At 59.3% G+C, this 21,714-nt stretch carries 21 protein-coding genes; 13 read left to right on the top strand and 8 right to left on the bottom strand.

The features are described 5' to 3' along the window. Positions 1-57 precede the first annotated feature (57 nt). Complete coding sequence (locus tag BLR31_RS14295; RefSeq protein ID WP_090597373.1) at positions 58-816, bottom strand: alpha/beta fold hydrolase; 759 nt, start codon at positions 814-816, stop codon at positions 58-60. A gap of 135 nt (positions 817-951) precedes the next feature. Between BLR31_RS14295 and BLR31_RS14290 the strand changes: the two genes are divergently transcribed. The 3 genes from BLR31_RS14290 (at position 952) to BLR31_RS14280 (ending at position 3,872) form a co-directional block, all read left to right on the top strand. After that, positions 952-1,197 carry a zinc-finger domain-containing protein gene (locus tag BLR31_RS14290; protein ID WP_090597372.1) on the top strand — a complete coding sequence of 82 codons (246 nt, stop codon included), beginning with the start codon at positions 952-954 and terminating at the stop codon, positions 1,195-1,197. Positions 1,198-1,212: 15 nt separating this feature from the next. Next, complete coding sequence (locus BLR31_RS14285; protein ID WP_090597371.1) at positions 1,213-2,391, top strand: FAD-dependent oxidoreductase; 1,179 nt, start codon at positions 1,213-1,215, stop codon at positions 2,389-2,391. 86 nt (positions 2,392-2,477) lie between these two features. Beyond that, the gene (locus BLR31_RS14280) at positions 2,478-3,872 is read left to right on the top strand and encodes a TCR/Tet family MFS transporter (protein ID WP_090597370.1); all 1,395 of its coding nucleotides are present in this window, start codon (positions 2,478-2,480) and stop codon (positions 3,870-3,872) included. 31 nt (positions 3,873-3,903) lie between these two features. On the opposite strand, the gene gndA is transcribed toward BLR31_RS14280, so the two are convergent. Further along, positions 3,904-5,316, bottom strand: coding sequence for an NADP-dependent phosphogluconate dehydrogenase (gndA, locus tag BLR31_RS14275; RefSeq protein WP_090597369.1), 1,413 nt, complete (start codon positions 5,314-5,316; stop codon positions 3,904-3,906). Between the two features lie 195 nt (positions 5,317-5,511). Between gndA and BLR31_RS14270 the strand changes: the two genes are divergently transcribed. Beyond that, on the top strand, positions 5,512-6,045 hold the full coding sequence (locus BLR31_RS14270) for a gluconokinase (RefSeq protein ID WP_090597368.1): 534 nt from the start codon (positions 5,512-5,514) through the stop codon (positions 6,043-6,045). A 7-nt stretch (positions 6,046-6,052) separates the two neighbouring features. Here the strand turns inward: BLR31_RS14270 and BLR31_RS14265 are convergent, their stop codons facing one another. Continuing rightward, positions 6,053-6,931 carry a TraB/GumN family protein gene (locus tag BLR31_RS14265; RefSeq protein WP_176762679.1) on the bottom strand — a complete coding sequence of 293 codons (879 nt, stop codon included), beginning with the start codon at positions 6,929-6,931 and terminating at the stop codon, positions 6,053-6,055. Positions 6,932-7,026: 95 nt separating this feature from the next. On the opposite strand from BLR31_RS14265, the gene BLR31_RS14260 reads away from it, so the two are divergent. From BLR31_RS14260 to BLR31_RS14240, 5 genes are all read left to right on the top strand, one after another. Next, positions 7,027-8,916, top strand: a complete 1,890-nt coding sequence (locus BLR31_RS14260; RefSeq protein WP_090597367.1) for a sensor histidine kinase — start codon at positions 7,027-7,029, stop codon at positions 8,914-8,916. Then, positions 8,913-10,280 (top strand): sigma-54-dependent transcriptional regulator, encoded by a 1,368-nt coding sequence (locus tag BLR31_RS14255; protein WP_090597366.1) that lies wholly within the window; start codon positions 8,913-8,915, stop codon positions 10,278-10,280. The genes BLR31_RS14260 and BLR31_RS14255 overlap by 4 nt, the downstream gene beginning before the upstream one ends. Positions 10,281-10,560: 280 nt before the next feature. Then, positions 10,561-11,541, top strand: coding sequence for a tripartite tricarboxylate transporter substrate-binding protein (locus tag BLR31_RS14250; protein ID WP_090597365.1), 981 nt, complete (start codon positions 10,561-10,563; stop codon positions 11,539-11,541). A 160-nt stretch (positions 11,542-11,701) separates the two neighbouring features. Further along, positions 11,702-12,163, top strand: coding sequence for a tripartite tricarboxylate transporter TctB family protein (locus BLR31_RS14245; protein ID WP_143009397.1), 462 nt, complete (start codon positions 11,702-11,704; stop codon positions 12,161-12,163). 10 nt (positions 12,164-12,173) lie between these two features. Further along, a complete protein-coding gene (locus BLR31_RS14240; protein ID WP_090597363.1) occupies positions 12,174-13,679 on the top strand; it encodes a tripartite tricarboxylate transporter permease in 1,506 nt (501 codons plus the stop codon). A gap of 67 nt (positions 13,680-13,746) precedes the next feature. Here BLR31_RS14240 and BLR31_RS14235 read toward each other — a convergent pair whose 3' ends face one another. Beyond that, positions 13,747-13,932: a CsbD family protein gene (locus tag BLR31_RS14235; RefSeq protein ID WP_425287249.1), complete on the bottom strand. Its 186-nt coding sequence runs from the start codon at positions 13,930-13,932 to the stop codon at positions 13,747-13,749. A 274-nt stretch (positions 13,933-14,206) separates the two neighbouring features. Between BLR31_RS14235 and BLR31_RS14230 the strand changes: the two genes are divergently transcribed. The 3 genes from BLR31_RS14230 (at position 14,207) to BLR31_RS14220 (ending at position 15,712) form a co-directional block, all read left to right on the top strand. Next, a complete protein-coding gene (locus BLR31_RS14230; RefSeq protein WP_143009396.1) occupies positions 14,207-14,518 on the top strand; it encodes a hypothetical protein in 312 nt (103 codons plus the stop codon). A 315-nt stretch (positions 14,519-14,833) separates the two neighbouring features. After that, on the top strand, positions 14,834-15,181 hold the full coding sequence (locus tag BLR31_RS14225; RefSeq protein WP_176762678.1) for an EF-hand domain-containing protein: 348 nt from the start codon (positions 14,834-14,836) through the stop codon (positions 15,179-15,181). A gap of 129 nt (positions 15,182-15,310) precedes the next feature. Beyond that, positions 15,311-15,712 carry a hypothetical protein gene (locus BLR31_RS14220; RefSeq protein WP_090597359.1) on the top strand — a complete coding sequence of 134 codons (402 nt, stop codon included), beginning with the start codon at positions 15,311-15,313 and terminating at the stop codon, positions 15,710-15,712. 713 nt (positions 15,713-16,425) lie between these two features. On the opposite strand, the gene BLR31_RS14215 is transcribed toward BLR31_RS14220, so the two are convergent. Both BLR31_RS14215 and BLR31_RS14210 read right to left on the bottom strand, forming a co-directional pair. Next, entirely contained in the window at positions 16,426-16,635 is a 210-nt protein-coding gene (locus BLR31_RS14215; protein WP_090597434.1) for a hypothetical protein, read from the bottom strand. A gap of 421 nt (positions 16,636-17,056) precedes the next feature. Further along, a complete protein-coding gene (locus tag BLR31_RS14210; RefSeq protein ID WP_090597358.1) occupies positions 17,057-17,740 on the bottom strand; it encodes a phosphoribosyltransferase in 684 nt (227 codons plus the stop codon). A gap of 73 nt (positions 17,741-17,813) precedes the next feature. Here BLR31_RS14210 and BLR31_RS14205 point away from each other — a divergent pair, with 73 nt between their 5' ends. Further along, positions 17,814-19,028: a M20 aminoacylase family protein gene (locus BLR31_RS14205; protein ID WP_090597433.1), complete on the top strand. Its 1,215-nt coding sequence runs from the start codon at positions 17,814-17,816 to the stop codon at positions 19,026-19,028. On the opposite strand, the gene BLR31_RS14200 is transcribed toward BLR31_RS14205, so the two are convergent. Together BLR31_RS14200 and BLR31_RS14195 are read right to left on the bottom strand one after the other, a co-directional pair. Beyond that, positions 18,996-19,910, bottom strand: coding sequence for a nucleoside hydrolase (locus BLR31_RS14200; protein ID WP_090597357.1), 915 nt, complete (start codon positions 19,908-19,910; stop codon positions 18,996-18,998). The two genes, BLR31_RS14205 and BLR31_RS14200, sit on opposite strands and share 33 nt — an antisense overlap. Next, entirely contained in the window at positions 19,897-21,705 is a 1,809-nt protein-coding gene (locus BLR31_RS14195; RefSeq protein ID WP_090597356.1) for an adenine deaminase C-terminal domain-containing protein, read from the bottom strand. The genes BLR31_RS14200 and BLR31_RS14195 overlap by 14 nt, the downstream gene beginning before the upstream one ends. Positions 21,706-21,714 lie beyond the last annotated feature (9 nt).

Below are 21,714 nucleotides of genomic sequence, written 5' to 3'. Positions count from 1 at the left end.
TAGGCGAACCCATTGTCTCAAACAAAGGGTCAGGTGGCAAATTGGTTCACAATTGCCTCAGGAGGGATAAACGCGTTTCAGAAATTCCAGCACGCCGCGCCTAAATTGAGGGTCGCCCGTGGCGCGCATGTGGTCGCGCCTTTCTATGACAAGCGCCTCCCCCTTCGGCAGCAGATCGGCCAGAGGCTGCGCTGGTCCTGCCACTTCGTCCTCACTGCCGACCGCAACAAGCACCGGAACGGCGATGGACTTGAGATCTTCAACGGCAATTTTCGTTCGCGATCCGCCCATGCACGCCGCAAGCGCCCTAAGGTCGCTCTTGGTGCGTTCGGCGAAAATACGAAACTGCCGACCGGTCGGATGCGTCACCTGAGAGAGTGCATCGGCATTGAGTGCTTCGATGATCTGCTCACTGTCGAGCATCGGCTTCGGCATGTTGGCACCAAGACCACCAAAGATCGCACAAGCGACCTTTTCCGGGTTTTGCAGGCAAACGAAGGCGCTGATGCGCGCGCCCATGGAATAGCCCAGCAGTGCGACTTTCTCGAACTCTAGATGGTCGATCAGATTAGCCACGTCTCGCGCCATATCCGGCGCGCCGTACACTGCCGGATCGTATATCTTTTCCGACTGGCCGTGACCGCGATTGTCAAGCGTCACGACCTGATAGCCGGCACTGGTTAAAGCCTCGACCCAGCCCGTCGCCACCCAGTTTACGATCCCGTTCGACGCAAAACCATGTATTGCGAAGATCGGCGCCCCCTCGCCATAAACCTCGTAAGCCAAGGTGAAACCTTCGGATTGAAAACTAGGCATAAGGGATTCTTTCGACTCTGGATTTGTCCCGTCTTAACAACTCACTTCCAGCACGCCAACATCGCACTGGCCATTGCGAAGCCAAATCGGTATGGTCCGCGCGATTTTCCAGACACCATCCAGACGGCGACTTCGATGGCACAGCATTTCACTCCACACTTCCACAATACCGATGGCCTTGCGCGCATCTCGATCGGCGCCAAGGAGTTCCAGTGTGTTGGCGCCATGCCACCGTTCGATCATCCGCATGTGTTTCTCGACATGGGGTCCGACACGGAAGTCGTCTGCCCATACTGCTCGACGCTCTTTGTCTTTGATCCGGCACTGCCTGCCGGATCGGCCAATCCCCAGAGCGCGATCTTTCACATCGAACACGCCTAGTCGCGCGCCGCGCCTATGGGTGCCCCCCGCGCAATCACGATCGTTGGGGCCGGCATCGCCGGACTGACGCTTGCGCTCGGGCTCGCGAAGTTCGGCCTTCAAGTTCTAGTCATCGAGCGCAACGCGAGTTTGAGTGAATTTGGTGCCGGGCTGCAGATCAGCCCCAACGCCCGAAAGCCTCTCGATCGTCTCGGTCTCGCCGACTCAATTGAAGACAGAAGCTTCTCACCGAGCGGCATCGACATCTTTCCCGGGACTCGCGCCCAGCCCCTTCAGACTTTGGCGCTAGGTGAAGAAATCGCCGAGCGGTTTGGGGCACCCTATGCTGTGATGCATAGAGCCGACCTCGTCGAAACCCTTTTCGCCGCCGCAAAGCGCTTCGCCAATATCGACATCGCTTTCGGAGTGAACGATCTCGCGATCGATACCGAAGGTGATCGGTTGGAGGTACGTTTTACAGACGCCGAAGACATGCCACGCCGAGCGCGCCCCTTCGCCCTGATTGGAGCCGACGGTGTCCGATCCGCGGTGCGCACTCAGGTCCTTGGCGGTCCTGACGCCCGCTATACCGGCAAGATCGCATGGCGCGCGCTCGTCCCGACGCATGCGCTGGACGAGACGTTCGATCTGCGCAGAACGGCTCTACTGCTGAACAGCAATTATCACCTTGTCGTTTATCCCCTGCCCCAGCGAAACGCCGTCAACCTGGCGCTCTTTACGCATCAGGCCGACCCCAACCCATCCCCCCTTGTTGCACCTACAATCCACACGCGCGGCAATCGCCGACTGGAAGTCGTGATGACTGCGGTCGGAGATGGCTGGACGCCTTGGGTGCTCTCGGAGGTCATGACGGACACATGGTCACGCGGACCGGTCGGAATCATCGGTGATGCTGCGCACGCCATGCTCCCCTTCCAGGCGCAGGGCGCGGCGATGGCGATCGAGGATGCTGCTGTCCTCGCACCACTGCTTGCCGCTTCTCCAAATGCCGAGCACGCCTTTACGCGCTACGCCGCGCTGCGAAAACCTCGCGTTGGCCGCGTCCAGGAGGTCTCAAGGGCCAATGGACGCATATTCCACATGCGTGCGCCGCTATCGCTCGCCCGCGACCTCGTCATACGGGCGTCGGGGCCGCGCGACCATTTCCGCCGTCTTGATTGGGTCTATGGCTATGATCCCCACGTGTCGTCCTAAGTGAATGGGAACCTTGGCAGTGCCCTTGCCTTTACCTCGACCAATGTGCCAACTGACCCCTGCGCTCTGACTAGAAAACGAGTCCCATGCGAGTTAATCCCCAGTCGCGCCTGACGCTCGTCTTCATCCTGATCACGGTGTTTTTGGACATCGTCGGGCTGGGCATCATCCTGCCCGTTCTTCCCGAGCTCATTCTCGACCTCTCCGGCGAAACAGTCACCAACGCTGCGGTGATCGGCGGATATCTGGTGTTCGTTTACGCCTCGATGCAGTTCTTCTTTTCCCCGATCCTGGGCAATTTGTCGGACCGATGGGGACGACGGCCGATCCTGCTCCTTTCCCTGGTCGGCCTGTCGATCGATTACCTGATCATGGCATGGGCACCCACCCTCGCTTGGCTGTTCGTCGGGCGCGTTCTTTCGGGCATCTGTGGCGCAGCCATGGGAACGGCGACCGCGTATGTGGCGGATATCACTCCCAAGGAAAAGCGCTCCCAGCGCTTTGGCCTGATCGGGGCCGCATTTGGCCTCGGCTTCATAGTCGGGCCGGTGATAGGCGGCGAGTTAGGCGAGTTCGGTCCTCGCGCGCCATTTTATCTGGCGGCGGTGCTTGCGGCAGCGAACGTCGTCTTCGGCTTTTTCGTCCTACCTGAGAGTCTTTCCAAGTTTCGACGCCGCCGCTTCAACTGGAAGCGTGCCAACCCTGTCGGGGCGATCCTCGCGTTCCGCCACTCGCCAGTCATCTTCGTGCTTTTGGGCTCGCTCTTCCTGTTCTCGCTCGCGGGTCAGACCTATCCCAACGTCTGGAACTTCTTCACCATCGAGGAATTCGGCTGGAGCCCGTCTCAGATCGGACGGTCACTCGGCGTATTCGGCGTGCTTTTTGCGCTGAGCCAAGCCTTGCTCGTTGGCTATTCTACCCGCTCGATCGGCGTTACGCCGACAGTCATCATTGGCCTGTCACTGGCAGTCGTAGCGTTCACGGGGGTGTCCTTCATCCACACCGAATTGGGTCTGTGGACATTTCTAGTTATCGGCGCGTTTTCCGGTATCGCCGCGCCGGCGCTCACTGGGCTTCTGGCCAACAACGTCCGCAGCAATCAGCAGGGCGAGCTACAGGGGGCGGTAAACGCGTCCAACTCCCTGACCGCCATCATCGCGCCTCTTGCCGCAACCCAGATGTTTGCGTTCTTCACCACCAGCCCGCTCCGGCCGATCCATTTTCCTGGAGCTCCTTTCTTTGCTGCTGGAATGCTGGTGCTGGGCGCTATTGGCCTATTCATCTTCGCCGCTATTAAATTCGATCTTCGCAGCAAGCCGTACGACGAAACGCGCAAGAAGCCGCGCTATACCCAGCCAACCGGCCAGGCGGTAAATGCGCCGGATGAAGAAGAAACGCTGGCTGAGATCGAGGATAATCCCGATGACGAGATCATCGAGAGCCCCCGGACCACCGCACAAGAACAGACGGATAAAAAATAGGGCCGGATCGCTCCAGCCCTACTCATTTGTTTTATTTGCCGATCAAGCTCGGCCATTTATGATGGAAATCACCATCCTGATCGAACCGCTTGAACCCATGCGCGCCGAAAAAGTCGCGCTGCCCCTGCGTTAGATTGGTCGTTCCCCGCGCCTGCCGATAAGCATCAAAATAAGCGAGCGCTGACGACAGACACGGCGCCGGCAATTCATTCACCGCACAGGTCGCGACCACCGCGCGAAGTGAACCATTGCAATCCTTCATGAGATCGACAAACGCTGGTTGCGTCAGCAGATTTGACGACGTCCCACCGGCAAACGACTGGGAAATCTGGTCGAGGAACCGGGAGCGAATAATGCATCCTGCGCGCCAGATCTTGGCGATCGTGTCGAGCGGCAGATTCCACCCATTCTCCTCGGAGGCCTTCGCCATGACCGCAAAGCCCTGAGCATAGGCAGCGATCTTGCCCGCAAGCAGCGCCTTTTCTAACGCCTCGAGCGATATAGTCGCATTGCCCTTGATGCCTGCGCCGTAAAGATCCTCGCCGCGCTTGCGCTCTTCCTTCATTGAAGAGATCGACCGCGCTGCCACGGCGCCCTCGATCGTGGTAGCCGTAATTCCGAGATTTAGGGCCTCGATGGCCGACCAGCGGCCAGTACCCTTCTGTCCCGCCGCATCGACGATCACGTCGACCAGAGGCAGATCGCTGCCTACGTCGCGTGCGGCAAGAACATGATGGGTGATTTCGATCAGATAGCTGTCGAGCGGGCCCTTGTTCCAATCGGCGAAAACCTTGGCGCATTCTTCCGGGCTCATGCCGAGCCCATCGCGCATGACACCATAAATTTCGGCGATCATCTGCATGTCGGCATATTCGATCCCGTTATGGATCGTCTTGACGAAATGTCCCGCGCCGCCTGTTCCAAGATAGGCGCAGCAGGCTTCGCCATCGAACTTGGCCGAAATGGCGGTCAGCACGGCCTCCGCATTTTGCCACTGCGCCTCGGAGCCACCGACCATGATGGATGGCCCGTGACGAGCACCCTCTTCACCCCCCGACACACCGATTCCCAAAAATCCGATGCCCGTGCCGTCGAGTTCGGAGAACCGGCGCACAGTATCGTGGTAGTTTGCATTACCGGCATCGATGATTACATCGCCGTCTTCGAGCAGCGGCTTGAGCTGTGCGATCACCGCATCGACAGGTTCGCCCGCCTTGACCATAACGATGACTGAGCGCGGGCGCTTGAGCATTTTGACGAAGGTTGCGAGATCGCCGCTGCCCATCACCTTGTCGCTGAGCGTACCGGCATTGCCAAGGAACGCGTCTACTTTGTCAGCGGTGCGATTATAGACCGCGATCGTGTAGCCATTGTCTGCGATATTGAGCGCCAGGTTCTCGCCCATCACGCCAAGCCCGATGAGCCCGATATCCGCCTCTTGCATGCCAATGCCTCTCAACTGTCAAAAACGTGATCTTCATCTAGCGTGCATAATCGCTGCCCGCAACTCGCCAGAGATTAGGGATGGGCCCCGGCAAAAGGATATGCAACAAGGTGCCCGCCCTTCGGCGTTGCTCGGCTCCCTAGTCCGTGCGACAACGGCTTATCGAAATGTAATCGAGTACATTTGGGACGATTGATGCAAGAACGCCCCCTCAATTCGCATGCGGATATCCGCCTGATTGTCGTCATGGGCGTCTCGGGCGCCGGAAAATCCACAATTGGCGAACGCCTGGCAAAGAAGCTGGATATCCCCTTTCTCGATGCCGACAATCTTCATCCCCGCTCCAATGTGGAAAAGATGCGGGGCGGCACGCCACTCACCGACGAGGATCGCTTTCCATGGCTGGAAATCGTCGCTGATGCCATGCGCAACACCGCCGACACGCGCGGACGTGTGGTCTGCGCATGCTCTGCGCTGCGTCGCGTTTACCGCGACTGCCTCACTCGTCGCGCTGGCGAACAAATCCTTTTCGTCCTGCTGCATGGAGACAAAGCGGTCATCGCAGAGCGGCAGGCCAACCGACCCGGCCACTTCATGCCCCCCAAGCTCCTCGACAGCCAATTTGCAACGCTCGAGCATTTCGAGGACGACGAAGACGGTATTGTGGTTGATGTGGCCAAGAGCGTTGAAGAAATCGTCGACGAGATTGCCGTCCAAATCACGCGTTAAGGTGGAACTACCGCCTTTCGACAGTGTATCCGCGCTCTTCGAGAAGGGTCGGGATCGAATCGGGACCGACATAATGCCCCAATCCCACGGCGACTAGGGTCGTACCCTCGCCTTCAAGGATCGCCTCGATGCCGTTGACGAATCCTATATTGCGTTCAACGAACAGGATTTCATAGAACGCCTCAAGGTCCCTCGCGATCTCAAGAGTCTCCGCCTCCAGCAACTCCAGATCGCCGTCAATCCAGCTCTCAAGCTGCACACTCAAGTCGGCTTTTGCCTCTTCGTACTCGGCGATGGTTTGGCGCAGGACATCCAGTTGCACGTCCTCGTCCATCCCTGACAGCATGTCGAACTGCTCCTCGAACGTCTCGAATCCGCGCACGGGGACAGCCAACTCATCGGCCTGCGCCTTGATCTGCGCGTCGATCCCATCTTCGGGGTCGAACCCTGCCTCCATCAGCATCAGCCCGGTAATTTGAAGATAGGCGAACCAAGGACGCATGGAGTCGAAACCGTCGAGAGGCACATTATGCTCCTCCAGAATGGCTTCAAGGTCCGCCATTTCATCACTATCCAGAAGTGACGAAAGCGGCCGGTCGGGCGCCATGCCGAGCCGCATGATCATACCGCCGAGATTATCGGGCGGCGTCAAATCAGGGATTTCCAGCCAAACCTCGTCTGCCTTCGCGAGGGCATCAGCGACCGCGGTGCTCTGCCATTCGATCCCCTCACGCATAACATGCACCGTCCCGACCATATAAACGGTCGAATCCTCGTCGCTGACGACCCAGATCGGTGGCTCTGGGCTTTGCGCCATGGCTGGCACCACCGCCGCGCTGCAAGCGAAAAGTGCGGCAATCCAGCCGGTAGAGCGCAATCGAGCCATGGAGAAATCCTTTAAAGTCTTCAAACAAGCTTCGGGGTAAACCCTCAGGCAAGAAATGGTTTCGCGCAAACCGGGACTATAATTATGATGCGAACATGACGAATGCATTGTCCATTGGCGCACTGAGACGCGGCCCGCTACGGAACCGCTGGGGCCTCGTCATGCTCGGGATGTTGGCGCTGTTGGGCATCGTGGGCCTTTGGGGCAACCACTATGCCCACCGCTTCTATTTCGACGAGGCCGAAGCGCGTGGCATCAACACCTTACGCCTTTCGGTCGCTGTGCTGCGTGGCCACATGGCCCGTTACGAAAGCCTCCCGTCGGTTATCGCAGGCTTTGATGAAATTCAGGACATGATGGCCGACCCTCGGAATGAGACGATGGTCGATGAGGTCAATCGCTATCTCAAGGAGATCAACACGCAGTTCGCGTCCTCCGACATCTATGTCATGGACCCCCAGGGCACGACGATCGCCGCGAGCAATTACGATACCGAAACACCGTTCGTGGGTGAGAATTTCCAGTATCGCCCCTATTTCTTCGAGGCAATCGACGGAGGCGAAGGTCGATTTTTTGCCCTCGGCACGACGTCCCTTAAGCGCGGATATTATTTCGGAGCTCCGGTCACGGTCGGCGGCGAAACCCTTGGCGTTGTGGCCGTCAAGATCGACATCGATTCGATAGAGGAAACCTGGCGCGGCGCAGGCGATCTCAACATCATCGTTACCGATCCCGAAGGCATCATCTTCATGACGAGTCAGCCCGAATGGCTTTACCATTCGGTGCTCCCGCTCACCAGCGAGCGACTGGCCCGCACCGCTGAAACACGTCGCTATGCGGATGCACAACTGGCCGAACTCGCCCTTACCGAAAGCCGAACGGACGCCCACCACCTCTACCGGATCGCAGGTCCTGGGGCCGAAAGCGAATACCTTGTTGTCTCAGAGGATATGACGGAAGCCGACTGGACCGTCTCTGTCCTTCTCGATACAGCGTCGTCACGTCGCGACGCCCTGACGACGCTTGCCATCGCCCTTCTGGTTATCGCCATGATCAGTCTAGGAGTGGCCGCGATCTTCCAGCGACGGGCGCGTTTGCGCGAACGCTTCGAAATGCAGCGCGACGCCAAGGAACTGCTCGAACGTCGCGTCAACGAGCGCACCGCTGAACTCGCCAGTGTCAACCGCAGGCTCGAGGAAGAGGTGACCGAGCGCCGGGCCACCGAGCAAATGCTGCGCAAGACACAGTCTGATCTCGTCCAGGCGGGCAAGTTGGCAGCGCTCGGACAGATGTCCGCTGCCCTTTCGCACGAGTTCAACCAGCCTCTGGCCGCTGCACGAAATTATGCCGAAAACGCATTGGTCCTCATCGAGCGGGATCGTGTAGATGATGCCAAGACCAATGTGTCCCGCATTTCCGGCCTCATCGACCGGATGAGCGCAATTTCGCGCCACCTGCGCAATTTCGCGCGCAAGCCCAACCAGAAACTCACCAGCGTTCCGCTTGATCAAGTGCTCGACGATACGCTTGAGATCATCAATTGGCGCCTCAAATCCGCTGATATCCAGCTAACTGTCGATTTGGGTAACGCGCCTCTATCGGTGGTCGGCGGCCCGATCCGCCTTCAGCAAGTGCTCGTGAACATCCTTTCAAACGCGATCGATGCTGTCGAAAGCACCGTCGACCGCCGCATCGCGGTGACGGCGCGGCGGAATGGCGACGTCGTCACCATCACGATCCGCGATCACGGCCCCGGGATCACGCCGGGCCTTGGCGACCGCATTTTCGATCCGTTCTTTTCCACCAAAGGCGTCGGCAAGGGTCTCGGTCTGGGACTATCCATCTCCTACAATATCATCAAGGATTTCGGCGGGGAACTTCGCGTCGAAAATCATCCTGAAGGGGGAGCGATCTTTACGATCGAACTAACCACAGCGTCGACGACGGACGGCACGACCTCCCGCATATTGGAAGCCACTCCATGAGCGCAGAAACGATCCTGTTGGTCGATGACGAGGACGATTTACGCCATTCCACAGCGCAAGGGCTGGAACTGGCGGGCTTCGATGTCCTCGATTTTGCCAGCGCGGAACGCGCGACGCATCTGGCCGGATTTGGCTTCAAAGGCATCGTCATTACCGACATCCGCATGCCCGGAATGGACGGGCTGACGCTGATGAACCGCCTTCACGAGATCGACCGCGACATCCCGGTGATCTTAGTCACCGGACATGGCGACGTCCAATTGGCGGTCCGTGCCATGCGCGAGGGCGCCTACGATTTCTTGGAAAAGCCTTTTGTAACCGGCCAATTGGCGGAAATTGCCGCACGCGCACTCGACTATCGTCGCCTGGTTCTTGAAAACCGGGTGCTGCGTGCGGCCGCGGGCCAAAGCGATGATCTCGAGCAGCGCCTCCTCGGCCGCTCCAACCCGATGATCGAGCTTCGCCGCAAAATCCGTACGATCGGGCCGACCGATACGGACTTGCTGATTATCGGCGAGACTGGGTCGGGCAAGGAGGTGACGGCGCGCGCGCTTCACGATCTGTCGCAGCGCGCCAACAAGCCCTATGTGGCGATAAATTGTGCCGCCCTACCCGCCAATCTTATCGAAAGCGAATTGTTCGGCCATGAGATTGGGGCCTTTCCAGGGGCCATGCGCGCCCGCTTCGGCAAATTCGAGCTGGCCCAGGGCGGCACCATTTTGCTCGACGAAATCGGCTCCATGCCATTGGATGTCCAGGGCAAGCTGCTCCGGGTAATCCAGGATCGAACCATCACTCGACTGGGATCCAACGACGCCCTGCCTCTCGACGTGCGGTTTCTCGCAACCTCGAAAACCCCACTAGAGCGCGATGTCGCCGCCGGACGCTTCCGCGCAGACCTGCTTTATCGCCTCAATGTCATCACCCTGAACATCCCCCCGCTGTCGGATCGCCGAGAGGACATTCCGCTACTCTTTATGCAATTGCTCAGCGAAGCCGCGTCGCGATATCGCCGCGATCCCGTCAGCATCTCTCCTTCGATCCTCACAGCTTTGGGCGAACGCGAATGGCCCGGCAACGTCCGAGAACTGCGCAATGCGGCAGATCGATACATCCTCGACCTAGGCCTGCCATTCGCGGAAAGCGCTGTCGACGATCTCGGCGCGGCGCATACAGAGCGGCTTGCCGACAAGGTTGCTCATTTTGAGCGGAGCGTCATCGAACGCGCGCTGATAGCCCATGGTGGCAGCCTCAAACCGGTCTACGAGTCGCTCGGGCTGTCCCGCAAGTCGCTCTATGAAAAGATGCAGAAACACGGGCTCGATCGCAGTCGATTCGTGGGTGCCGGAGAAATGCTGGACTGAAGTGTACCCGTTTCCACCCATCAATTCGCAGCGATGTTACCGTTTCCACCCATCGCCCGGCGAAACATGATAAAAATGTGACGTCCATCCCAACCATCGCTTGCCAGCAATCTATACTCCTCCCTTGATGGGTCTGTCGGCGCCAGCGGAGGCATGCGCGCGCCGAGGGAGAACGTGGCAAACCCACTTCGCCCGAAGACACAGGAAAAAAGAGGATCGTCGCAGCGTCTCGAAACAATGAGACGATCCGACCCCATCATACGACCCTCGGGAGGAAACCATGAGGTCAGTGCTCAAGCACTCCATTCTGGCCGGCGTAGCAGCCGTTGCGCTCGCTGCTGGCGGCGCCCATGCGCAGGACTACCCTGCACAACCCATTACCGTCGTCGTGCCGTTCGCGGCCGGCGGCCCGACCGACACGGTTGCCCGTCTTGTCGCGCAGGTCATGAGCGAAGATCTCGGCCAGCAGGTTCTGGTGCAGAACGTCGGCGGCGCCGGCGGCACGCTCGGCGCCGGTCAGGTCGCGGCGGCAGCCAATGACGGCTACACGCTTCTGCTTCACCACATCGGCATGTCCACAGCACCTTCGCTTTACGCCGACCTGCCCTACGACGCCATCGAAGACTTTGAGCCAATCGGTCTGATCACCGAAGTGCCAATGACTATTGTCGCCCGCGCCGATTTTGAGCCGGAAACCCTCGAAGACCTCATCGCCTACATCCAGGAAAACGGCGAGAACATCACCTACGCCAACGCCGGCATTGGCGCAGCCAGCCAGCTGTGCGGCCTTCTGATCATGGACGCTCTTGGCGTGCAGATGACGGAAGTTCCCTACCAGGGCACCGGCCCGGCCATGACCGACCTCCTGGGCGGTCAGATCGACATGATGTGCGATCAGACCACCAACACGACCACACAGATCCAGGCCGGTGAAATCAAGGCTTATGCCGTCACCTCGCCGGAACGTCTCGACAATCTGCCCGACGTTCCGACCACTGCAGAAGGCGGCCTGAACCTTGAAGTCGGCATCTGGCACGGTCTTTATGCCCCGGCAGGCACCGACCCTGCGATCATCGAACGCCTCACTGCGTCCCTCCAGACCGCACTGGCCAATGAGACCGTGGCGACGCGGTTTGCTGAACTCGGCACCACACCCGTGACAGAAGGTCAGGCAACGCCTGAAGCCCTGGCCGATACGCTTTCGAGCCAGATCGACCTCTGGGCGGAAGTTATCGCAGCCGCTGGCGTATCCGCTCAGTAACGCGCGACGCGCAACCACAGCTCCGGCCCCTCTGGCCGGAGCCCACCGACATCCGACACGGTCCGGGACGACGCTGAGTGCGGCGATCCGGACCGGCGTCACAAGGGGATTGGCGAGTTTGCGACGCCACACCGGCGCGCAACGCACCAAGGCGCACCAGATGACCATATCAGCATCCAGAAAGGACCTCGCTTCGGCCGCCATGTTCTTGGCGATCGGGTCCTACTTCACCCTCGAGGCACTTAACTACGACATTGGCACACCGTTTCGAATGGGTCCGGGCTTTATGCCCGTAGCTCTCGGTGGCGTGCTCATCGTCCTCGGCCTTATCGTAGCCCTTACCGCTTTCCGCGGTCCGGACACAGACGAGCCGACACCATTTCCGTGGCGCGGACTTGTTCTGATCCTCGGGACGATCGTTTTCTTCGGCGCGACAATCAGGGGACTGGGGTTTATCCCAGTGGTGTTCCTGTCGGCACTGGCCACGGCCTTTTCGAGCCGCGCCAATAATCCGATCGCTGCCGTCATCATAGCCGTGTCGCTCTGCGCGCTATGTCTTTTGATCTTCGTGGTCGGACTGGGCCTGCTCGTGCCCTGGTTCGGGCCATGGCTGCGTTTCTAGGGGAACGGATATGGACCTTATCGCCTCTTTGGGCCTGGGCTTTTCCGTCGCCCTTGATCCAGTAAACATCTTCTATTGCTTTCTCGGCGTGCTGCTAGGGACGCTAGTAGGCGTTCTCCCCGGCATCGGGCCGACAGCGACCATCGCAATGCTGTTGCCCATCACCTTCACCCTGTCCCCCGCCACCGCACTGATCATGCTCGCCGGCATCTACTATGGCGCCCAATATGGCGGATCGACCACAGCGATACTGATCAACCTCCCTGGCGAGTCATCGTCAGCGGTCACGGCGATCGACGGGTATCAGATGGCCAGGCAGGGCCGTGCTGGTCCGGCGCTCGCAACAGCCGCGCTCGGCTCTTTCTTTGCAGGCACCGTTGCAACGCTGCTCCTGGCGTATTTCGCGCCACCACTGGCAAGAGCCGCGCTCAATTTCGGGGCTCCTGAATATTTCTCACTGATCGTTCTGGGCCTGCTCGTCTCAATCGCACTCGCCCACGGTTCGATCCTCAAAGCCCTCGCCATGATCGTCGTCGGGCTCTTGCTGGGCATGGTGGGTCAGGACATCTACACGGGCCAGCCCCGCTTCACATTCGGATTCCGAGAACTCTTCGGGGGACTCAATTTCGTTTCCGTGGCCGTCGGCGTTTTCGGCGTGGCGGAAATCCTGCGAAATCTGGAGAACGAAAAGACCAGAGAGGTGATGGTAAAGACCGTCAAGAACCTCTGGCTGACCAAGGACGACTTCCGGCGCATCGTAGGACCTGTCGTCCGCGGCACCGCCATAGGGTCGCTCCTTGGGGTTCTGCCTGGTGGCGGACATATCCTGTCCTCGTTCGCGTCCTACTCGGCTGAAAAACGCCTATCCAAGCACCCGGAGGAATTCGGGAAAGGTGCGATCGAAGGCGTAGCGGGCCCCGAATCCGCCAACAATGCCGCGGCGCAGGCGTCGTTCATCCCGCTGATGACCCTGGGTATCCCAGCGCACCCGGTCATGGCACTTATGGTTGGCGCGTTCATCCTTCAGGGCATCACCCCCGGCCCGAACGTCATCAACGAGCAGCCCGCGCTGTTCTGGGGCATCATCGCTTCGATGTGGATCGGCAACATCTTACTGGTGGTTCTCAACCTGCCGCTGATCGGGTTGTGGGTGAAAATGCTCACCATACCCTACCGCATCCTGTTTCCAGCCATCGTTATGTTTGCCTGTATCGGATGCTACTCGATCAACCAGAACATCTTCGATGTCTATGCCATCGCTATCTTCGGGTTGCTGGGATATCTCCTCATCCGTTTTGGATGCGAACCCGCCCCGTTGCTGCTCGGCTTCGTACTTGGGCCGCTCCTCGAAGAACATCTGCGTCGCGCCATGATCATATCGCGCGGAGATCCGATGATCTTTCTGGAACGCCCCATATCGGCGACGCTCCTCGGCTTCGCTGTTCTCGCCGTCGTCATCGCGGTGCTGCCCTCGATCCGCAAGAAACGCGATCAGGTCTTTGTAGAAGAAGACTAAGTGGCTCACCCTAATAAAAAAGGCCGCTCCAAAGGGGCGGCCTTTGTCATCTTCGGGACAGTCGTGATCAATGCTTGCGTAGGGCGTCCTTGGCCTTGCCGACATTTTGCTGAACGTGGCCTTTGGCCTTATCAGCTGCGCCTTCCGCCTCGAGCTTTTTGTTGCCCGTGGCTTTGCCGGCGGCCTGCTTGACGCTACCCTTGGCCTTGTTGCCAGCGCCTTTGATTTCGTCCTTGTCCATTTTGTTCCTCACCAGGAGCATGATTGCTCCATCGGAAATCTAAACGCCGATTCTGTGAGCGAGTTCCGGTAAGCCGCGCCGATTTACCCATGCTTTATAGCCCGCGCTCCCGCCGCCGAGCGGCTGAGCCGACGCCGCTCGTTCAATAAATTGCGAATGATTTGGTCCATTCCGCGTTCATCTCGATCGCAAAGACCTTGAGAACCCTCAAATTTGTTTACCCGACCGAATGACGAACGGCCCTACACATACGCTTGGATTCAACGTTGGGGACGTTGGGAATGCCATGAAGACACTGACACGTAGTGAACTGGCACTTTTGCTCGTGTGGGCATTTCGCGAACAGCGCGTCGAAAGCACCGCTACGCCGCACGCCGACGCACTAACGCTGTATTGCAACGTGATGGCATTGCCTGTCGCAGAGGCCGCCACAGTGGTCAGCCATGCCCGCAATGGGGAAATCCCACCGTCTGATCCGGTAGCACTTGCACGATGGACCAAGGGGCTGACACTTCTACGCGACATGCTTGAGCAGCCGCTGTGTACCCTCACGACGCTCGGGCCTGCCAATAATACCTTTAAGAACCGGGCCGCCTGATCCGTATTCGTGGCAATCTTGTCATGCACTGCCAAATTTCTGCCGTCAGCTAAGTGCGGATGGTCGCAATTCGCGCTCGCTTGCCTTTGAGAGTGCCACTGGAAATGGCCATATTCAGCGCACCCTGACTCTAAATGACCCCATTGTTACCTCTGCATGGCCTTTGGAGGGTCCATCGCTTGCCATGTCACGCGATCAATCTCTGTTCACGGTTTAGCGATCAGGCAAAACCGGCGACCGGCTCATAACGAGCCGTCGGATTGACACTGGCACACCTATTTTGTTGCCAAAAACAGAACCATGGAGAAACCTCCCATGAAAAAGACCATCATTTCTCTTGCCGCGATGGCCAGCATTGCCATGTCCGGCAGCGCATTGGCCCAGTCCCTGGAATTCGGGGCTCTCGATACAGACGGCAACGGATCGATCAGCATGGAAGAGCTTCAGGTGGCGATCCCTGATTTGAACGCCGAAACATTCGCTCTGCTCGACACGGATGGGGACGGCGTCATCTCTGAAGAAGAATTCACGGCCCTGCTGCCCGCTGGGGGCGCTCCCGCGACGACAATGGATGCGCCAGCCGATCCGATGGCGCCCGCAGACCCGATGGCCCCGGCGGACCCAATGGCAGCACCTCCTGCCGATGCACTAGCCCCGCAATAACCAGGCGTTAAACGACCTCCTCCCGGTCGGCCGCTCCACGCGTGAAAAATGCGTGGAGCGGCATTTTTATGTCTAGGAAACTTTCAATGCGTATAGGCATTTGCCAGCGGACATTCCCCGGAGTTCTTTATGCGCCTGCTAGTTTTGTCAGCCCTCATCGCCACTGCCAGTCTTCTGTCAGCGTGTTCGGACGAGACAGAAACAGAGACACCTCGCGTCGACGAAACGACTGCCGAAGCGACACCCGCCTTTTATGTGGGAACATGGGCAGCGGACACTGCTTGGTGTACGGGTCAGGGTGAAGGTTTTCCGATCACGATCGAGGCGGATCGCTTCCTTGGCCGCGAAAACACCTGCGACATGACTGCCATTACCGATACGCCCGAAGGTGGCTGGACCGCGCAACTCTCGTGCGAGTCGGAGGGAATGAGCACATCCGAGTCCCTCATGCTTTCGCCGGTAGGAGATCAACTGGCGATCACATGGCCCGATCGCGCCGCCGAATCTACGGTTTTCAGTCGGTGCGAGTAATAAGCGCCTTTGGTGCGGGCGGCGGGACTCGAACCCGCACGACTATACAGTCTCAAGATTTTAAGTTAGACGAGGCTACGCCATAGTGCGTTGTATTTAAACGATTTTCTTTGACTTACACAGTTTGTATGTGCAAAAAATTGTGTAATTTCGGTCCATTCTCGGTCCGGAATGTACGCAAGCTGCGCGGCCCAAAGGGGCCCGGAAACCAGGGGCCAGAGGGCCTCGCACAGGGGCAAAGGTCCCGAAATTGTGAGCAAAGGCTCGATCTGATCCCACTTGTGTATGTGTAAGTCGTCGACACTTTCGCTAAGCCGCTGACAGAAAAGGAAGAACTGAATAACTCCCCCAGAAAGGCGTCCAATCGCCCGCCTCGTTTGGCGACATTGATGGTGGCGGCAGATTTGTCGCTCGTAGTGCTCGCGCGTCTCCGTCAGGCGCAAGGCCAACACGTCTAAAGCGGACGCGCAGGACACGCAGAGCGGGGTCACCGGCGCGAAGCCAGCCGGCTAAATTGGGTCCTGTGCGCAGCCCCCCGGCACGATAAAAGGGCTAGTCACCATCTGCCGCACTCACAGTTTCATTCGAGTCCAACTGGCTGCCCAAGGATGCCATTCCACTGGAATGTAGGCGTGAATCAAAATGGGGCCTAGCTCAGCTAGACCCCATTCACTTCCTGCATCAAAGGCAGGAAAACCCGCAGGAGACGGGAACTAGTTCATTTCTTCAGAAACTGCGACACCGGCGGCGGCTCCACCTGCGCCACCAACAGCGGCCCCAGGCGTTCCTGCTATCGAACCGCCGACTGCCGCGCCCGTGCCCGCTCCAACAGCTGCGCCAGTGGCATTTTGTTGGGTCTGGGTGCAGGCTGCAAGGCCGAAAGCGGCGGTCACTACGACTGCGACAGATGCTAGCTTCTTCATAAGCTTGTTCCCTTCATGTTGTTTCACGGTACGGGGAACACATGAGTTTTTGGGATTGTTCCATGCGAATTTGCTAAGAAGAATGTAATCCGCCGGTCTAGGTGCACTGCCTATCTGACTTTGACCCGCCAGGACGATGCTGCGGTTGCCCACCTCGACAGCGAAAGAGCCAGTCAGGATCAAGTCGATGCGCTCGAAACACTTGGTCCGAACCGGCCATCCATGGCCCGGCCGGCCCAGACGAGCGGCACGGGACCGTTGCGACCACCCCACCACAGAAAACACCGCGGCCCCTAAGCTAGCGGCGACAGGTCAGCAAGTTTCCCCGGCGCCAGCTGCGCCTCACCCAAATCATGGGGTAAGGCTTGATCATTGATGCGAGCTTCCACCCCAGCACAGCGCGAATAGCCAACGTCGCCGCCTATGTTGCGGCTTGCAAGAAGGCCTTGCCGGCGCTTTCGAGCAGCGGAGAGCGCACGGCGGCCTGGACCCGATCAGGCTCGGGAAGAACCGAATGCCAGCGAATGCCCTGTTCCATGGCAACCGCGATTCCCATCGGCGTAATCCCGGCCTTTGCGAGAAGCCGGAGCACTGCGGCAAGAGAAGTCCCGGTGCTCACCACGTCGTCAACGAGCAGCACCCTGCGGCCCTCGATCAACGGCACCATGCGTGGATCGAGATAGATCGTCTTGTCCTTGCCCGGCGAGGTTATTGAACTGATCGGCTCGGACAGCTCCTGTGTGTACCAGAACTTGCGCGATGTCCCCAGAGGCACGATCCGCGTGTGACCCAGTCGCCGCGCCACGCCGTTGGCCAGCGGCAGCCCCAGTGTCGGCACGCCGACAACAACCTCGGGGGCTAACTCGCGCCACTGCGCGGCCATGATGTCGGCCAGCGCGTCCTCGACCTCAAACGAGGCCTGATTGATGATCAGCGAGGCCACTGCACGGCCATCTTGGCCAGGCAGCGGTCGGATGGGCAAGAGCAATTGCCGTCCGTCGGGCAGCGTTGCTGGATATCCAGCAGCGTAAAACGTGCCAGGTCCGGATGCATGGGTGCCCGGCGCATCCAGAACCTGCCAGAACTCGTGTGGTTTCAATCTCATCGGGTGGCCCCTTGTCTCGCGCATGGCAATGGTCCAAACCGTTTTGATACGCAAGACCAAGGATTGGCAAGCCATGTCCCCTCCCATAAAGATTGATGCGACGGAACGCGAAATGCTTATCGCTCTGCGCCATGATCTCCACGCGCATCCCGAACTCGGATTTGAAGAAGAGCGCACCTCCGACATCGTCTCGCAAAAGCTTGAAGAGGTTGGAATTGTGGTTCATCGCGGGCTGGGCAAGACCGGGGTTGTCGGCACGCTGACTGTGGGCAACGGCACCGGCCGCATTGCACTGCGTGCCGACATGGACGCCCTCGCCATGCCCGAAATGGCCGACCGCCCGTATAAATCGCGAACGCCGGGCAAGATGCATGCCTGCGGCCATGATGGACACACAACAATGCTGCTGGGCGCCGCCCGTCATCTTGCAAAAACCAAGAACTTCTCGGGTACGGTTCATTTCATATTCCAACCTGCCGAGGAAGGCCGTGGTGGCGCAAGGGCCATGGTGGACCAAGGGTTCTTTGCCAGTTTCCCGGTCGACCGCGTATATGGACTGCACAACATGCCCGGTCTCGAGCCCGACGAAATGGCCGTGGTCGAGGGGCCGCAACTGGCCTCATCGGACAGCTGGACGGTGACGTTGAAGGGCGTGGGCACCCATGGCGCCAAGCCCCATTTGGGGCGTGACCCGATTGCCGCCGCCGGTCAGTTCCTTTCTGCCCTGCAAACCATTGTGTCGCGCGTTGTTGATCCACTCGAGCCCGCTGTGGTCAGCGCCTGCGCTCTTGATGCAGGTGATTTCAAGGCGCTCAACGTCATCCCAGACATCGTCAGGATCGGCGGCACCGCCCGTGCCTACTCTCCAAAGGTGCGCGACCAGATCGAAGCCGAGATCGGTGCGATAGCCAATGGCATTGCGCAAACCTTTTCCATATCGACCGACTATGAGTTCATCCGGCGCATTCCTCCCGTCATCAACGACGAAAACGCCACAGCCCGTGCGCTATCGGCTGCGCAGTCAGCCCTCGGCGTAGCCCGCATTCGCACAGTCTTTCCGCCTTCTACGGCAGGCGACGATTTCTCCTTTTTCTCCCAGGAGGTTCCTGGCTGTTATGTCTGGCTGGGAAATGGGCCAGCGAGCGATGGTGCGCTCCATCATAACACCCGTTATGATTTCAATGACGACGCCATCCTGCCTGGCATCGCCTTCTGGACGCGACTGGTTGAGATGGAACTGTCCGAAGCGCCTTTCTCAGCCGCTCAGACCGGCCCAGAGCGCATCTAATGCCCCTTGGGCATCAATGGTCATGGCCACCTCAATGGCCGCTCCGCCCGGCGCCTGAATGAGACGCCCCCTTTGTGTGTCACAATCGATAGCAATCCGCATGGTTTCGGTCCCAAACAAGTGCGGGGCCAACGCCATCAGCATCACGCAGGGATCGTGAAGAGGCCGCGACTGGCGCGAGGTGTTGTCGGCGAAATAGGCGCCGATCAGGTTCGCCGAGAGCCGTGCGGCAACTGAACCGGACGCCGCCAGCCGCTCCAGATCTTCCGGATTTGCCCGCAACTTCCGGGTTACATCGAGCGGGATCAGGGTCACCGGTACCCCGGCATTGAAAACCATGCGTGCCGCATGGGGATCAGCGGCGATATTGAATTCGGCATAATTGCCGGCGTTGCCGGGTTCAAAGATGGTTCCGCCCATCGCGATTATGCGCCCGACCCGCTTGTAGGCTCGGGGGGCATCGCGCAACAATTGCGCTAGATTGGTCAGCGGCCCCAGAGCCAGAACTGTCAGGGCGCCATGATCTCCGGCAAGCAATCGGGGGGCTAAAAGCTCGGTGGCCGTACTGGCGCTGGGTGCAGCCAAAGCTTCCGGCAACACAACCCCGCCCAACCCATCGGCGCCATGAATGGCCTCTTCATCGATTCCCTGAGCGACGAGCGGTCCCGCCGCACCTGCTGCGTAGGCGATTTCGCCCCTGCCCATTGCGGCCAGGAGACGTCCTCCATTTCGGGTCGTGGTCTCAATCCCGATATTGCCGGCAACCGTCGTAATTGCCTCGACGGCAAAGCGCCTCTCAGCCAGCGCATAGAGAATTGCTATGGCGTCATCGAGCCCCGGATCAGTGTCGATAAGGACACGCAGTGGCTCAGGCATTGTCATAGAGCGGGATCAGCTCCATTTCGGGAACCTTGACCAGCCCCTTGTCGGTAATGCGAATTTCCGGGATTACCGAGAGCGGGATCAGGTTAAAGCCCATATAGGGAATGGTACAGCCCGCTTCTTGCCACGCTGCCTTGAGCACCCGGTTCTGCTCGGCCACCTCGCCAACCCGCTTGTCGGACAAAAGGCCCGCGATCGGGAGTGGCACGAAGGCTTGGACTTTTCCCTCGCGCACCACCACGATTCCGCCATTGCCATCCGAGATGGTGTGCAGCGCGAGTTCCATGTCGGCCTCATTGGTGCCCGCAATGATAATGTTGTGGCTGTCATGGCCGACACTGGATGCCACGGCCCCTTCCTTCAGGCCGAACTCATGCAGCAGCCCGTGCCCCACACTGCCGTCCGATTTGCCGTGCCGCTCAACGACGGTCACAAAAGTCAGGGCATTGGATTGAAGAATGCTCGACCAGTCATTGGCCGCATCAATCTCGATTTTGCGGTGTGGAAGGGCGATGCCGGGCATCTCAATACCGATGGCATTGACCGTGGTCTTCTGGTTCGGCAAATCCGGAACCAACTTCGGGCGCCCGGGCAAATGCACTGTGGTGTAAGCCGCCGGCGGATAGAGATAGCGATTTGACAGCGCGGCCTCAAGCAAGGGCGTGACCGCCTTGTTTTCGACCACGAGTTCGCCGCCGTACCAGGTATTGTGTACGTCGAGATCGTCGCTGAGCAGCACCAAATCGGCGCGGCGCCCACCGCCCAGCCCACCCATTTCTCCGTCCATGCCGAACCGTGTCGCGCCGTGAAGCGATCCCATGGACCACGCCATTTCCCGGCTCATTCCCAGCCGCACGGCCTCGCGAACCACCCAGTCAAGGCCGAAGGACAACAGATCATCGGCGTCGCGATCATCGGTGCAAAGGCAGAAGCGCTTATGGGAAGCGCCAAGTTCGGTAATCGCCTTGATCGCCTGTTCGATCGAGTTCCAGGGCGTCGCTGGATTGCCGCCACGCAGAAACACCCAGACTCCGGCATCGACTAGGTCGTCGGCAATGTCGCGGTCCACAGCTTCATGGGTATCGGTCACGCCAGCGGCGGCATAGGCCCCCACAAGCTCGCGTCCATAGATGTGCCCCGAGACCGGACGGTTGCGCTTGAGCGCTTCAGCAATGATGGCGTGGCTGCGTGGATCGCCCATCACCACTGGGACAAAGTCCATCTTTTCACCCAGCGCGACGGCTTCTGGCCACTGGTCGAAGATGGCGCCAATCTTTTCCGGAGTCAGGTCACCCCCTGCCGTCTCAAGCTCGGGCGAAGTTGCCGGAACCGTCGAAGGCACAGTGAGATAGATCGAAAGCGGCGCCAGCCTCGCATCTTCGAGCATGGCCTGGATGCCAGCCACGTCCATGACATTTCCGATTTCATGGCTGTCGCAAAAGATTGTTGTGGTGCCGTTGAGCAGCGCTGCCTCGGCATAGGCGCATGCAGTAACCATCGAGCTTTCGATGTGGATATGGGGGTCAACCAGCCCCGGCGCCAAAATCCCGCCTTTCGCGTCATACACCGCCCTGGGCGCGGGCGCCGCTTTGTGGGCTCCCGACGGTTTGATGGCGGCAATTCGCCCGCCCACCAGCCAGATTTCTTTTGGTGCAGAAATACGCTCGGAATAGGTCGAGAGCATGCGCGCATCGGTAATAACAAGATCGGCTGCCTCGCGCCCCGAAGCCACGGCAGCCAGACGCCGCGTCAGGGCGTGGAGCGGCGCCACCGAAAAGCGCGTTAGGTTCGACATGACCGTCGT

The organism is Pelagibacterium luteolum, assembly GCF_900100665.1.
Lineage (GTDB): Bacteria > Pseudomonadota > Alphaproteobacteria > Rhizobiales > Devosiaceae > Pelagibacterium > Pelagibacterium luteolum.
This window is presented reverse-complemented; position numbering and strand designations above follow the sequence as displayed.